This is a genomic window from Vreelandella neptunia (assembly GCF_034479615.1).
Classification (GTDB): Bacteria; Pseudomonadota; Gammaproteobacteria; order Pseudomonadales; family Halomonadaceae; genus Vreelandella; species Vreelandella neptunia.
The window spans coordinates 2,303,565-2,316,020 of the sequence record NZ_CP140255.1; the positions used below are offsets into that span (position 1 = coordinate 2,303,565).

Genomic DNA, 12,456 nt, shown 5'->3' on the forward strand with positions numbered 1-12,456 from the left:
AAACGAGGTCAGTGGCCACGATAGGAAAAGCTGTTCAAGCGGCGAACTGATTGATGGGGTAATAGTGATAGATGCCCCCTTCAGTCACCTCCGTGGCGGGGTTAATCATTAAATAACCGTGGGCTTGGCTAGCCGCGCTGAGCATGTGTGAGCCCTGCCCGCCCGCTAGCTGCGCCACGGGAGCCCCCTGTGACCAATCCATCACCACCCGTAGTAGCTCGCAGCGCCCCTGGGGCCCTCGCTGAGAAAAGCCCGCTTTTACCGGGTAACGCTGTAGAGCCGCTACGGCTCTACCTTGCATGGCATGGATAAACGGCAGCGCCAGCAGCTGCCAGCCCACCAGGGAGGCCACTGGGTTACCCGGCAACGCCATTAACGGTGTGGAAGAGGCAGGCTCCGCGCCCAGATAACCGAACGCAAAGGGCTTCCCTGGCTTCATGGCAACACCATGAAAATGTAACCCACCGCGCTGCTCGATCACCGGGCGTACATGATCCTCCTCGCCTACCGAAACGCCACCGGTGCACATCACCACATCTGCAGCGGTTTGTGCGTGCTCAAAAGCCTGATGCAATGACTGCGGCGAATCAGCGATGACGCCCAAGTCCAACACATCGCACTGAGCTTGCGCTAGCAGTACGTTAAGCATGGCGCGATTGCTGTCGTATACCTGTCCCGGCGCTCTCGCAGTACCTGGGGCAATTAGCTCATCGCCGGTTGAGAGTAGCGCCACCCGCAGGCGCCGTTTGACGTTAACCGTGTTAATACCATGGCTTGCCAGCAGCGCAATCGACGCGGCATCAAGAAAAGTGCCTGCAGCGAGTAGCGGGGTTCCCATGCAGGTCTCCTCGCCCTGGCGGCGAATATTAGCGCCTATCACCAGGTTACCTTCGAGGTGTATATACCCACGCTGATCAAGGGTTACCCGCTCTTGAGGTACCACAATATCTGCCCCCATGGGTACCGGCGCGCCGGTAAAAATACGCGCGCAGCCTCCTTCCGGTAGCAGCATGACGCCTGCGCCAGCCGGTACGCGTTGAAGAATGGGTAAGCCTGCACCGCGAGGTACCGCTTGGTAATCAGCCAGACACAGCGCGTAACCATCCATAGCGCTATTGTCCACACCCGGCATATCAAGAGGTGCGAGCAGCGTTTCTGCCAGCACTCGCCCCGCCGATTGTTCCAGGGTGATGGTTTCTACTGTATTAATGGGCGTGGCGGCGTCGATAAGCCGTTGGCGTGCATCAAACAGATCTAACAAGCCGGGTGTGACTATTTCTGCGCAGTGACAGTTCATAAACGCTCCACCTCATTGGAAGAAGTCGCTTTATGGCGTCCACTGCATTGGGTCGCTGAAGGCAGCACCATGGCGGCGAAGTTGCAGGGCCGAGTGCGGGAGTCCAGCTGCAAAGCGATTATTTTGTCCCACGCCAACGCACACGCCTTGGGCGAGCCGGGCATCGCAAACATCATCGTTCGGTTGGCCACCCCCGCTACAGCGCGAGACTGGATCGTCGCGGTGCCGATGGTCTTCAGAGAGTAGTGGCGGAACAGCTCGCCATACCCCTCAATCGCTTTGTCGAACAGCGGTATCAACGCCTCGGGAGTGGTATCCCGAGCGGTAAAGCCAGTGCCGCCATTAACCAGAATTGCGTGGATATCTGCTCGCGCAATCCATTCCGAGACCACGGCACGAACCTGATAGATATCATCAGGTACGATGCGCCTCTCTACCAGGATATGGCCGCTTTCACTCAGATGTTCAACCAGCAGGTCGCCGCTGCCATCCTCATCGAAACCACGGGTATCGGAAACCGTTAGCACCGCGATGCCAAGCGGAGTGAAAAGAGCATCTACAGGAACATGGGACATCAAGCTCTCCTATTAGCTTTGCTATTGCTTCAAGCTATTGCTTCAAGCTATTGCATCAAGCTGCCGCCAGCATCGTCATCCAGAATAATGCCTTCGACGCCTATTTCGCTCTCTAGCGCCAGCAAATAGTGACGCAGCGCACGTCGAGTTGCCTGTTCCCGTAGGCTATGGCGCACCCGGTCAATAACTTGATCGAAAGGTAACGCCCTACCGTCTCGCCGTTCGTCAATACTCACCACATGCCAGCCATAGCGTGACGCCAAGGGGCGCTCGTGTAGACCTTCGGGCAAGTGCTGCAAAGCGCGATCTAACTCAGGAACAGTCTGCCCTGATACCAACCAGCCCAAATCACCATCCAGCTCTTTTGAAGGGCACGCGGAGTGGTGTTGAGCAAATTCGGCAAACCGTTCGGGTATCTGATTAAGCTGTTCGAGTAGCTTTTCGCCAAGCTGGTAAGCGTCGTCGCGCCCCTGGGAGTCATCGGGTGCGGCCGCGAGCAGAATATGCCGAACGCGTAACTGTACCGGTTCGCTGAAGCGTTCACGGTGGGTGTCGAAAAAGCGCTGGCAATCTGCTTCCCCCGGTTCCGGCACTTCAAGCTCCTGTTCGAGCAAGGCAGCAATCGCTGCATCTTCCTGTGCTTCGCTAACGTCCTGTGTCGACAGTAGGCCCAGAACGTTAGCACGCTGGCGAAGCAGCTCTCTGACCACCAACGCACGGGCTGCCTGAAGCTGGGCCTCCCCCGCCGTTTCGGCGGGGTGGTACTGCATTTCCAACGCAATCGTTTCTTCATCGATAGGGGTGTCACCGACGCGTACCGGAGGCGCAGCGACGCCCCCAGGTAGCTGTTCGATATCAATCATCTGCATGTTATTTCTCCTCTAGTCCTGGACGTGCACAAGCCGTTTTTTAAATGCGCCGGCGGACAAGCTGATAACGCCGGGTAACATAGCCGAACGGCACGCTCCACACATGCACCAGCCGCGAAAACGGGAACAGCAGGATGATGGTTAAGCCGATAAAGATATGCAGTTTGTAGATCCACGACACTTCCTGCATGTAGTCCGCCGCACCACCGCTAAAGAAGACAATCGACTGCGCCCAGCTGGAGAGTGTCAGCATCATTTCACCGTCCATATGGCCTAGCGAGAAGATGATGGTTACCATGCCAAGGCATGCCTGTAAGACGATCAAACCCAGGATCAAGGTATCCATCAAGCTCGACGACGCCTTTACGCGAGGATTTACCAATCGCCGATAAAGCAACATGGCGCCGCCCACCACGCACATAGCACCGGCAATACCGCCGACCACGATGGCAATCAGCTGCTTGGTACCGGCATGCAAGAAAGGTGCGTAAACCCAGTGTGGCGTGAGCATGCCCACCAAATGACCAAAAAAGATGACGATAATCCCGATATGGAACAGGTTGCTGGCCAGACGCATGTTTTTCGAGGACAGCATTTGGCTGGAGCCGGTCTTCCAGGTGTACTGGCCTTGGTCGTAACGCATGAGACTGCCGACCAAGAACACCGTACCGGCCAGGTAGGGGTAATAGCCGTAGATAAGATGTTGCAAATATTCAATAAACATGGCGATTCTCCTTTTAGCGATCGACCACGGTAGAGGAAGGGGCAGTGCTCCAGGCGGACGGCATGATTTTGACGGGGTCGCTGTGCACTGCATTTTTGCGCTCGGCAAGCCGCCGCCCTTCGGCAGACTGCAGCGCGCAGTCTTCGTCAGAGGTTGCCGAGAAGCGCACCGCTTCTTCTTCCCATACGGCGTCCAAGGCTTCGGGGGTGTTGTCAGGCACTTCTTTCTTGACCTGGGGCCGATGCTCCTCGACATCGCCCTCGGCGCCGATTAACGCCAACAGTGACAACGGTACCAGCGCGTGATCCGCTCCCCGCTCCTCCAGCCGCGCGGTCAGCAGCGCCAGAATATGGCGTATTTCGCCCAGCCAGCGGCCGATCTCGGCTTCATCGCACATTGAAAGGTATTCAAGAAATACCGGTAGATGATCGGGCAGCTCACGGGCATCCAGCTCAAAACCGGCCGCGCTGTACTCGGCCATAAGATCCACCATGGCCTGGCCACGGTCACGTGATTCACCGTGAACGTGCTCGAATAGCAGCAGCGACGTCGCCCGCCCCTTATCGAACATGGCCACGTACTCGGCCTGCAGCTCTAGCAGGTCGCCCTCTTGGAGACGCTGACACCACTCCATTAGCGACGCTTTGAGAGCCGCTCCCAGGCGGCGCTCGGCATTGAGAATTTCGATGAGCTCACCGCTGGCATCCTGAAGTTCCTGGGTCGGGTAATCGAGCAGGCGGGCCAGTACGCGTAGGCTACGCATACCCTGTAGCGGCTCGAACGACGGCTCAACCGGGGTTGGCGATTGGGTAGCGGCTTCAGTCATGACGAGACTCCTCAAGTTGTGGCTGCGGGTCGAAGACCTCTACCGGTTTTACCAACACGCTGGTCTGCTTACGGCCGTTAAATAGGCTGGGCTGGCTCTCACCGTGGCAACCATCACCAAAGGTAAAGCCGCATCCTCCCCGTTCAGGGAAGGCTTCGGTGGCCATTTCACGATGGCTGGTGGGGATCACAAACCGATCCTCGTAGTTGGCAATGGCCAGGTAGCGGTACATCTCCTCTACTTGGGCCACGCTCAGCCCCACGGCATCGAGCACTTCGGCGTTGGGGGCCCCCTCCACGTGCTTGCTGCGCATGTAGACACGCATCGCCATCAAGCGCTTGAGTGCCAACACCACGGGCTCCTCTTCGCCTGCCGTCAACAGGTTAGCCAGGTACTTCACCGGGATACGCAGTGATTCGATCTTGGGCAGGATGCCATCGAACTCTACATGCCCAGCCTCAGCAGCGGACTGAATCGGCGATAGCGGCGGCACGTACCACACCATAGGCAGCGTGCGGTATTCCGGGTGCAGCGGCAGCGCCAATCCCCAGTCGATAGCCATCTTGTAGACCGGTGAGGCCTGGGCAGCTTTGATGACGTTATCCTGAATACCATCCCGCTTGGCCTGGGCAATCACTTCCGGATCGTTGGGATCTAGGAAAATCTCGCGCTGGCGGTGGTAGAGGTCACGTTCGTCAGGGGAGCTTGCCACTTCCTCGATTCGGTCAGCGTCATACAGCAGCACGCCAAGGTAGCGAATGCGGCCCACGCAGGTCTCGGAGCAGATGGTCGGCTGACCGGCCTCGATACGCGGATAGCAGAAGATACACTTCTCGGACTTACCGCTTTTCCAGTTGTAGTAAATCTTCTTGTAGGGGCAGCCGGAGATACACATCCGCCAGCCGCGGCACTTGTCCTGATCGATTAGAACGATGCCGTCCTCTTCCCGCTTGTAGATCGCACCGCTGGGGCAGGACGCCACACAGGTGGGGTTCAAGCAGTGCTCGCACAGCCGCGGCAGATACATCATGAAGGTGTTTTCGAACTGGCCGTAAATATCTGCCTGCACCTTGTCGAAGTTGGCGTCTTTGCGCCGCTTGGCGAACTCGGTGCCAAGAATCTCTTCCCAGTTCGGGCCCCACTCGATCTTTTTCATACGCTGACCGGAAATCAGCGAGCGTGGACGCGCCACCGGCTGGTGCTCACCGATCTTGGCGGTATGCAGGTGTTGGTAGTCGAAAGTGAACGGCTCATAGTAGTCATCCATCTCGGGCAAGTCGGGGTTGGCGAAAATGTTCGCCAGCACCCGCCATTTGCCACCAATACGCGGTTCAATCCGGCCGTCGTTACGGCGCATCCAGCCGCCCTTCCACTTGGCCTGGTTCTCCCACTCTTTGGGATAGCCGATACCGGGCTTGGTCTCGACATTGTTGAACCAGGCGTACTCCATACCTTCGCGACTGGTCCAGACATTTTTGCAGGTCACCGAACAGGTGTGGCAACCAATACACTTATCAAGGTTGAGAACCATGCCTACCTGGGAACGAATTTTCATTTCACGGCCTCCTGAACGCTGTCATTGCCTTCACCATCCAGCCAGTCAACGTGTTTCATCTTGCGCACTAACACGAACTCATCGCGATTTGAGCCGACGGTGCCGTAATAATTAAAACTGTAAGAGAGCTGCGCGTAGCCGCCGATCATATGGGTTGGCTTGGGGCAGACACGGGTGACCGAGTTGTGAATACCGCCTCGCGTACCGGTGACCTCAGAGCCAGGGACGTTCACGTTGCGCTCCTGGGCGTGGTACATCATCACCATGCCCGCCTTGACCCGCTGGCTGACCACTGCCCGCGCGGCAATCGAGCCGTTGGCGTTGTAGACCTCGATCCAGTCGTTGTCCTCGATATCGATCTCGGCAGCGTCCGCCTCAGAGAGCCACACCACCGGGCCGCCGCGGTTGAGCGTCAGCATCAGCAGGTTGTCCGAGTAAGTGGAGTGGATGCCCCACTTCTGGTGCGGGGTGAGAAAGTTCAGCGCTTTGCTCTTGAAGCCGTTGTCGGCAGGAAGCTGGAAGCCTTTGGCCGCCTTGGTATCGATGGGCGGGCGATAGACCAGCAAACTTTCGCCGAAAGCGCGCATCCAGGCATGATCCTGATAGAACTGCTGACGACCACTCACGGTGCGCCAGGGGATCAGCTCGTGAACGTTGGTGTAACCGGCGTTATAGGAGACATGCTCATCCTCGAGGCCGGACCAGGTCGGGCTGGAGATAATCTTACGCGGCTGGGCGACGACATCGCGGAAGCGGATTTTTTCGTCATGTTTGGGCCTTGCCAGGTGGGTATGGTCACGCCCGGTAATTTTGGAGAGTGCATCCCACGCTTTTACTGCCACGGCGCCGTTGGTTTCTGGTGCCAGGGTCAGAATCATCTCGGCAGCATCGATAGCGCTGTCGATCAATGGACGCCCTTTATGCGGGCCATCCAGCTTGCGATGGTTGAGGTTGCCCAGCAACTCGACTTCAGCATCGGTATTCCAAGCGATGCCCTTGCCGCCGTTACCGATGCTTTCCAGCAGCGGCCCTACCGAGGTGAAGCGCTCATAGGTTTCGGGATAGTTGCGCTTGACCTCTATCAGCGATGGCATGGTCTTACCGGGAATCGGCGCGCATTCGCCCTTCTTCCAATCCATTACCGCCGGTTGGGCCAACTCTCCTGGCGAGTCGTGCTGCATCGGCAGCGTGACCAGGTCGGTCTCTTCGCCCAGATGGCCTACACACACCTTGGAAAACGCCTTGGCAATGCCCTTGTAAATATCCCAGTCGCTGCGCGATTCCCACGCAGGGTCGGTGGCGGCAGTCAAGGGGTGAATAAAGGGGTGCATGTCAGAAGTGTTAAGGTCGTCCTTCTCATACCAGGTCGCCGTCGGCAGCACGATATCCGAGTAGAGGCAGGTGGTGGACATACGGAAATCCAGCGTCACCAGCAGGTCGAGCTTGCCTTCCGGCGCCTCGTCACGCCATACCACTTCTTCGGGCTTCTGGCCGCCGAAGTCGCCCAGATCTTTACCCTGAATACCGTGGCGAGTACCCAGCAGGTACTTGAGCATGTACTCATGGCCCTTACCGGAACTACCTAGCAGGTTGGAACGCCAGATGAACATATTGCGCGGGAAGTTCTCTGGTGCATCCGGGTCTTCCGCGGCAAAGCGCAGTTCACCGCTCTTGAGCTGCTGAACGGCATAGTCGGCAGTGGACATACCAGCGGCTTCGGCTTTTTTCGCCAGGCGTAGCGGGTTAGTGTCCAGTTGAGGTGCTGACGGCAGCCAGCCCATGCGCTCAGCACGCACGTTAAAGTCAATCAGGCTACCGGGGTAATCCTCGGCCTTGGCCAACGGCGAAAGAATTTCTTTAATCTCGAGCTTCTCGTAGCGCCACTGGGAGGAGTGACTATAGAAGAAGGAAGTAGAGTTCATATGGCGCGGCGGGCGCTGCCAGTCGAGGCCAAAGGCCAAAGGCGTCCAGCCAGTCTGCGGACGCAGTTTTTCCTGACCAACGTAGTGGGCCCAGCCGCCACCGCTCTGACCGATACAACCACACATGACCAGCATGTTAATCAGGCCGCGGTAGTTCATGTCCATGTGGTACCAGTGGTTCATACCGGCACCAACGATGATCATGCTACGGCCGTTGGTTTTATTGGCATTATCGGCAAATTCACGGGCAATGCGGGTGCACTGCTCTGCAGGGACGCCGGTGATTTTCTCCTGCCACGCGGGGGTATAGGGACGAATCTGATCAAACGAGGTCGCGCCATCATCTTCGCCGTCGCCGACAAAGCCACGGTCGATACCGTAGTTGGCACACATCAGATCAAAAACGGTGACCGCCAGCATTTCGCTGCCATCGGCTCTCTTCAAGCGTTTGGCGGGCAAATTGTGGAACAGTAGGTCATCGGCGGCGCCAACACCGGCTCCTTTTACGTGCTCAAAGTGTTCGTGTTCGATACCACCAAAGTAAGGAAACGCAACGCGCGCGACGCTATCGTGGTGATTGACCAAACTGAGTAACGGCTTGATTTCAGCGCCAGCGGCGTCCAGCGATTCCAGGTTCCACTTGCCCACTTCGTCGCCGGTTTCGCCCCAGCGGAAACCGATGGAACCGCGCGGTACCACCAGCTGGTCACGGGTTTCGTCCCAGGCAACGGTTTTCCACTCGGGATTGTTTTCCTGGCCCAGGGCAGCATCAAAATCACTGGCACGCAGTTGGCGGCCCGGTGCGAAGCTGCCATCTTCACGCACTTCCAGTTCCACCAGGAACGGCATGTCAGTATAGCGGCGTACATAGTCAGTGAAGTAAGCACTCGGGTTATCGAGGTGGAACTCTTTGAGGATGACATGGCCCATGGCCATCGCCAGGGCGGCATCGGTGCCCTGTTTGGCGGACAGCCATTCGTCGGTGAGTTTGGAGACTTCGGCATAATCCGGAGTGATCGAAACCGTCTTGGTGCCCTTGTAACGTACTTCGGTAAAGAAGTGGGCATCCGGGGTACGCGTCTGGGGCACGTTGGAGCCCCAGGCGATGATGTAGCCGGAGTTGTACCAGTCTGCGGACTCGGGAACGTCAGTCTGCTCGCCCCAGGTCATTGGCGAGGCCGGCGGCAAATCGCAGTACCAGTCGTAGAAGCTCATGCAGACGCCACCAATCAGCGAGAGGTAGCGGCTACCCGCGGCGTAGCTGACCATCGACATGGCAGGAATAGGCGAGAAGCCAAGAATACGGTCGGGGCCATACTGCTTGGCGGTGTAAACGTTAGAGGCCGCCACCAGCTCGTTGAGCTCGTCCCAGTTACCGCGAACGAAGCCGCCCATGCCGCGAGCACGCTTGTACTGTTTGGTCTTGGCGGGGTCTTCGACAATAGACGCCCAGGCGTCGACCGGGTCTGGGTTAGCCTTGAGCGCTTCGCGCCATAGCGCCAGCAGCGGCTTGCGGATCAACGGGTACTTGAGGCGGTTAGCGCTGTACAGATACCAGGAGTAACTGGCGCCGCGGGGGCAGCCACGCGGCTCATGGTTAGGCAGGTCGGGACGGGTACGGGGGTAGTCAGTCTGCTGGGTTTCCCAGGTAACCAAACCGTTTTTGACGTAGATCTTCCAGCTACAGGAGCCGGTGCAGTTCACCCCGTGGGTGCTGCGTACCACTTTGTCGTGCTGCCAGCGGGCACGATAGCTATCTTCCCACTGGCGGGATTCGCTGCGTAGCTCACCGTGTTCGTTGGCAAAAGGTTCGCGGGACTTGCGGAAGAAATTCAGCCGATCTATGAAGTGACTCATGGTCGATCTCCAGGCTCCTCGGAAATTTGCATACCCGACAGTGCGGGTTCCATGGAGTAGATTCTGCGTGATCGACAAGCGAATTACTGCGTGATTACCTCCATATACACCCTATCTACCCCCAAGGTGATAGAGCGGCCAACGTAAAGGAATAGACGGTTGGCGCTGTTGAAATTACACCGTGCGCGAATAACGGTTTTCCGTTGGTTTCAGGTAGGCGTCGAACGCCATGGCCAGGTTGCGGATCATCAATCGCCCCGACGGCAGCACCTCGATTTCATGGTCGCGCAAAGCAATTAGTCCGTCGTCCGCCATCTCTTCGAGGCTCGCCAAGGCACTCGCGAAGTAGCTGCGAAAATCGATATTGTGCCAGGCTTCGATAGCGGCAAATTCAAGTCGGCCGTGACACATCAGGGTATTAATGACATCGCGGCGGAGGCGGTCGTCATCGCTAAGGCGATAGCCACGGAAGACCGGTAAACGCCCTGCATCCAAACGATGCTGATACTGGGCAGTTTCCTTGACGTTTTGGCTATAGGTATCGCCCACCTTACCAATCGAGGTAATGCCCAGCCCAATCATGTCGCAGTCGGCGTGGGTAGAGTAGCCCTGAAAATTGCGCTGCAGAGTGCCATTTTCACGGGCCAGGCTCAGCTCGTCATTCGGAAGGGCGAAGTGATCCATGCCGATGTAGACATATCCTGCAGAGGTCAGCCGGTTAATCGTAAGCTCCAGTAGCTCCAGCTTGCGCTCGGGTGGCGGCATGTCTTCGGGGCGAATTAGCCGCTGAGCTTTAAACAGTTCGGGCAGATGAGCGTAGCTATAAGCGGCAATGCGATCCGGTTGCAGGTCAATAATCTTGGTTAGCGTCGTATCGAAACTCGCCACCGTCTGCAGCGGCAAACCGTAGATCAGGTCAACGCTGACCGATTCAAACCCCGCCTCGCGGGCAGCCTTGACCAGGGATACTACCTGCTCTTCGCTCTGGACGCGATTGACCGCTTGCTGCACGTCGTGATCGAAGTCCTGAACCCCGAAACTCAACCGATTGAAGCCCAGCGTGTAGAGCTCGTACACCTGTTCGGGGGTCACGGTGCGGGGGTCTACCTCCAGCGAGAATTCGCGCTCTTCAGGTGCAGCGAAGTGAAACGCTTCGTCCAGCGCCGTCATCAGTTCGCTTAGCTGGGCGTTGCTTAAGTAGGTTGGGGTGCCGCCGCCCAGGTGTAATTGGGTCATTTGCCGGGTGGTATCGAACAGCGCTCCCTGAACACGTATCTCCTGTTTTAACCACTGGAGGTATTCGGCGGCTCGTTCGGTATTATGAGTAATGATTTTGTTGCAGGCGCAGTAGTAGCACAGGCTTTTGCAGAACGGGATATGCACATAGACCGAAAGCGGCTTGGGTACTGCGACCCGATTACTGCGCTCGGCGGCGCTACGGTATTCATCCTCGGCAAACGCAGCATGAAACTGGGGCGCAGTGGGATAAGAAGTGTACCGCGGGCCTGGGCGGTCATATTTCTCTACCAGGGGGCGATTGAAGAGCAGTTCATCTTGCATGATTGGAATAGGTCTCTGAAAAGGGGCTCTAGAAGAGTTCTCTGAAAAAGGTCTCTTAAAAAGATCTCTTAAAAAGATCTCTGGAAGTGGGTGCAGCAAGCATTGGTTAATATTCATACAATATACGTTTTAAAAACTGCCTGCATCCAGCTTGCCTACTCTGCAGCGTTATCCTCTTTTGAAAGCCACCCCGATATGACCTGTGTCAAAAGCCGACAAAAAATAGGTGACTAAAATGCTCGGACTTTCCCCGCAAGGAGTCTCGCTATGGAGCTTGTATGTCCCGCTGGTAACCTGCCCGCCCTCAAGCGCGCTGTAGATGAAGGTGCCGACGCTGTCTATTTCGGTTTCCAGAACATAACCAACGCACGGCAATTCGCAGGGCTAAACTTTACCGACAAACGTGCCCGCGAGGGGATCGATTACGCCCACCGACATGGCAAACGCGTTTTTTGCGCCATTAATACCTATCCCCAGCCCGATGGCTGGCAACACTGGACTCAGGCCGTAGACCAGGCCGCCGAACTGGGCGTGGATGCGCTGATTCTCGCCGATATGGGACTGCTCGACTACGCTACTCGCCATCACCCCGAGATCTCGCGGCACCTTTCAGTGCAGGGTTCGGCGACCAGCCATGAAGCGCTACGCTTTTACCACCAGCATTTCGGCATCAAGCGCGCCGTACTGCCAAGGGTGCTGTCAATCACTCAGGTACGCGACCTGGCCAAGCAAACACCGGTAGAACTGGAGGTGTTCGCTTTCGGCAGCCTGTGCATCATGGCCGAAGGACGCTGCTATCTCTCCTCCTACCTGACCGGCGAATCGCCCAATACCAGGGGCGTCTGCTCGCCAGCGGCCCATGTCCGCTGGGAAGAAACGCCTGAGGGCTTAGAGTCGCGCCTTAACAATGTTCTTATCGACCGCTACGCCGAAGGCGAGCGCGCGGGCTACCCCACCCTATGCAAGGGTCGCTTCGAGGTGGCGGGCGAGACCTATCACGCCATTGAGGAACCCACCAGCCTCAATACCCTGGAGCTATTGCCGGAGCTACGCGACCTGGGTATTAGCGCCGTCAAAATTGAAGGTCGTCAGCGCAGTCCCGCCTATGTCTCTAAAGTGGCCGGGATCTGGCGTCAGGCGCTCAACCGCTTAGAGGCTCAACCTGAGCGCTTTGATCCAGACCCCGCCTGGATGGCCGGCCTTGCCGCGCTTTCCGAAGGTGCCATCACTACCCTAGGCGCCTACGAGCGCCGCTGGAAATAGGAGCCTAC

9 protein-coding genes are annotated in these 12,456 nt (G+C 57.4%); 1 reads left to right on the forward strand and 8 read right to left on the reverse strand.

Going from position 1 to position 12,456, the window contains the following annotated elements:
- Window positions 1–34 precede the first annotated feature (34 nt).
- The 8 genes from SR894_RS10700 to hemN form a co-directional block, all read right to left on the reverse strand.
- A complete protein-coding gene (locus tag SR894_RS10700) occupies window positions 35–1,297 on the reverse strand; it encodes a molybdopterin molybdotransferase MoeA (protein ID WP_133732557.1) in 1,263 nt (420 codons plus the stop codon).
- The gene (gene moaB / locus SR894_RS10705; RefSeq protein ID WP_133732558.1) at window positions 1,294–1,872 is read right to left on the reverse strand and encodes a molybdenum cofactor biosynthesis protein B; all 579 of its coding nucleotides are present in this window, start codon (window positions 1,870–1,872) and stop codon (window positions 1,294–1,296) included. Before moaB ends, SR894_RS10700 begins: the two co-directional genes overlap by 4 nt.
- 47 nt (window positions 1,873–1,919) lie before the next feature.
- On the reverse strand, window positions 1,920–2,741 hold the full coding sequence (locus SR894_RS10710) for a peptidylprolyl isomerase (protein ID WP_133732559.1): 822 nt from the start codon (window positions 2,739–2,741) through the stop codon (window positions 1,920–1,922).
- A gap of 40 nt (window positions 2,742–2,781) precedes the next feature.
- Window positions 2,782–3,465 carry a respiratory nitrate reductase subunit gamma gene (gene narI / locus SR894_RS10715; RefSeq protein ID WP_088701516.1) on the reverse strand — a complete coding sequence of 228 codons (684 nt, stop codon included), beginning with the start codon at window positions 3,463–3,465 and terminating at the stop codon, window positions 2,782–2,784.
- Between the two features lie 13 nt (window positions 3,466–3,478).
- Window positions 3,479–4,291, reverse strand: coding sequence for a nitrate reductase molybdenum cofactor assembly chaperone (gene narJ, locus SR894_RS10720; protein WP_088701517.1), 813 nt, complete (start codon window positions 4,289–4,291; stop codon window positions 3,479–3,481).
- Entirely contained in the window at window positions 4,284–5,846 is a 1,563-nt protein-coding gene (gene narH, locus SR894_RS10725) for a nitrate reductase subunit beta (RefSeq protein ID WP_133732560.1), read from the reverse strand. The genes narJ and narH overlap by 8 nt, the downstream gene beginning before the upstream one ends.
- Window positions 5,843–9,625, reverse strand: coding sequence for a nitrate reductase subunit alpha (locus tag SR894_RS10730; protein ID WP_223288136.1), 3,783 nt, complete (start codon window positions 9,623–9,625; stop codon window positions 5,843–5,845). The genes narH and SR894_RS10730 overlap by 4 nt, the downstream gene beginning before the upstream one ends.
- Before the next feature lie 174 nt (window positions 9,626–9,799).
- The gene (hemN, locus tag SR894_RS10735) at window positions 9,800–11,185 is read right to left on the reverse strand and encodes an oxygen-independent coproporphyrinogen III oxidase (RefSeq protein WP_223288137.1); all 1,386 of its coding nucleotides are present in this window, start codon (window positions 11,183–11,185) and stop codon (window positions 9,800–9,802) included.
- 267 nt (window positions 11,186–11,452) lie between these two features.
- Between hemN and ubiU the strand changes: the two genes are divergently transcribed.
- Entirely contained in the window at window positions 11,453–12,448 is a 996-nt protein-coding gene (gene ubiU, locus SR894_RS10740; protein WP_133732563.1) for a ubiquinone anaerobic biosynthesis protein UbiU, read from the forward strand.
- The last annotated feature ends 8 nt before the right edge of the window (window positions 12,449–12,456 follow it).

Excerpts from the sequence above, each read along its gene's own strand:
- SR894_RS10700 (WP_133732557.1), bottom strand. The coding sequence starts at position 1,297 with ATGAACTGTCACTGCGCAGAAATAGTCACACCCGGCTTGTTAGATCTG.
- moaB (WP_133732558.1), bottom strand. The coding sequence starts at position 1,872 with ATGTCCCATGTTCCTGTAGATGCTCTTTTCACTCCGCTTGGCATCGCG.
- SR894_RS10710 (WP_133732559.1), bottom strand. The coding sequence starts at position 2,741 with ATGCAGATGATTGATATCGAACAGCTACCTGGGGGCGTCGCTGCGCCT.
- narI (WP_088701516.1), bottom strand. The coding sequence starts at position 3,465 with ATGTTTATTGAATATTTGCAACATCTTATCTACGGCTATTACCCCTAC.
- narJ (WP_088701517.1), bottom strand. The coding sequence starts at position 4,291 with ATGACTGAAGCCGCTACCCAATCGCCAACCCCGGTTGAGCCGTCGTTC.
- narH (WP_133732560.1), bottom strand. The coding sequence starts at position 5,846 with ATGAAAATTCGTTCCCAGGTAGGCATGGTTCTCAACCTTGATAAGTGT.
- SR894_RS10730 (WP_223288136.1), bottom strand. The coding sequence starts at position 9,625 with ATGAGTCACTTCATAGATCGGCTGAATTTCTTCCGCAAGTCCCGCGAA.
- hemN (WP_223288137.1), bottom strand. The coding sequence starts at position 11,185 with ATGCAAGATGAACTGCTCTTCAATCGCCCCCTGGTAGAGAAATATGAC.
- ubiU (WP_133732563.1), top strand. The coding sequence starts at position 11,453 with ATGGAGCTTGTATGTCCCGCTGGTAACCTGCCCGCCCTCAAGCGCGCT.